The following is a 1582-nucleotide window of genomic DNA, read 5'->3' on the forward strand; positions in this document are numbered from 1 at the left end:
GCCGGCCCCGAACTGCCCCTGCTGCACCGCCAGGAGGAGCGCGAGCGGCTCGCCCGGCTGCTCTCCCGCGGCCGCTCCGTCCGGCTGACCGGCCCCGCCGGCTCCGGCCGCAGCGCCCTGCTGGACGCCGTCGCCGAGGACTGCGCCGGTCTCGCCCCCGACGGCGTCGTCCGCCTCACCGGCTACCACCGCACCGTCACCGACGTGCTGTACGACCTGTTCGCCGCCGTCCACCACGCGCCCCAGCACCGCCCCGACCGGGCCGCGCTGCTCGGCTTCGTCCGCGAGATCGGCGCCGTCGTCGTCCTGGACGACCTCGAATTCGGCGGCGCCGCCCTGGACGAGCTCCTCGACGCCACCCCCGAGTGCGCCTTCCTCTTCTCGGCCACCCCCGGCGTCGCCGCGCCCTCCGCCGACTCCCACGTCGAGGAGGTCTTCCTCGGCGGCCTCGACCGCACCGCCTGCCTGGAGCTCCTGGAGCTCTGCGTCGACCGGCCCCTCACCGACGAGGAGGCCGGCTGGGCGGCGGACCTGTGGTTCGAGTCCGAGGGCCTGCCGCTGCGGTTCGTCCAGGCCGGCGCGCTGCTGCGGCTCGGGGCGCTGCCCGGCGACGCCCGGGACGGCGAGGCACCGGCCGCCGGCTCCGCGGCCGACGAGTTCGGCGTGGTCGCCGAGCGGCCCTACATCGCGGTCTCCGGGGCCGAGGCCGGTGACGGCCGTGCCGTGCCGCCGCCCCCGCTCGCCGAGGCGTCCCGCCCGGCCGCGCCGCTCGCCGCCCGGCTCGGCGAGGCCGCCCGCGAGACCCTGCGCTTCGCCGTCGCCCTCGGCGGCGAAGTCCCGCACCAGGCCCACCTGCCCGCCCTCGTGGGCGACACCCACGCCGACGCGGCCGTCGGCGAGCTGCTCGCCTGCGGCCTGATCACCACCGTCGCCGGGCACTACCGCCTCGCCGCGGGCGTCGCCGACCAGCTCACCGCCGAGGGGTACGGCAGCGGCGCCGCCGAGCGCGCCCACGCCGCCGCCCAGCACTACGCCTGGTGGTCCGGCCACCCCTCCGTCACCCCGGAGCGGGCCGCCGCCGAGGCCGACGCGATGCTCGCCGCGCTCGCCGCCCTGGCCGCCGGGGGCGATCCCGGCCACCGCGCCGCCGCCGTCCGGCTCGCCCGCACCGCCGCGCCCGCCTTCGCCGCCGCCCTGCACTGGAGCGCCTGGGAGCGCGTCCTGCGCTACGGCCAGGAGGCCGCCCGGCGCGCCGGCGAGGTCGGCGAAGAGGCGTACTTTCACCACGAGTTGGGCGTCCTCGCGCTGTGCACCGGCAATCTCCAGCGGGCCCGCGCCGAGCTGGAGGCCTCCGTCGGCATGCGCGGGGTCATGGCCGACAAGCGCGGCGCCATAGCGGGCCGCCGGGCGCTCGCGCTGGTCGCCGACCGCTCCGGGTTCACCCCGCCCGCCCCGGCGGGCAGCCCCACGGCAGGCCCGTCCGCCGCCGCGCCCCGGCCCGGTGCCGTGCCGCCCCCGGTGCCGTCGCCCTGCTGGGATGCGCCGCCATGCTGCTGCGCGCCCGCCCCCGGCCCGCGCGCAC

Annotated in this window: 1 pseudogene; it reads left to right on the forward strand. The window is 79.8% G+C overall.

The annotated features are described in order from the left end of the window. Positions 1-1582: pseudogene (locus ACSNOH_RS34705) on the forward strand (ATP-binding protein); the annotation flags it as partial.

The sequence above is a fragment of the Streptomyces sp. URMC 127 genome (assembly GCF_051386535.1).
Lineage (GTDB): Bacteria > Actinomycetota > Actinomycetes > Streptomycetales > Streptomycetaceae > Streptomyces.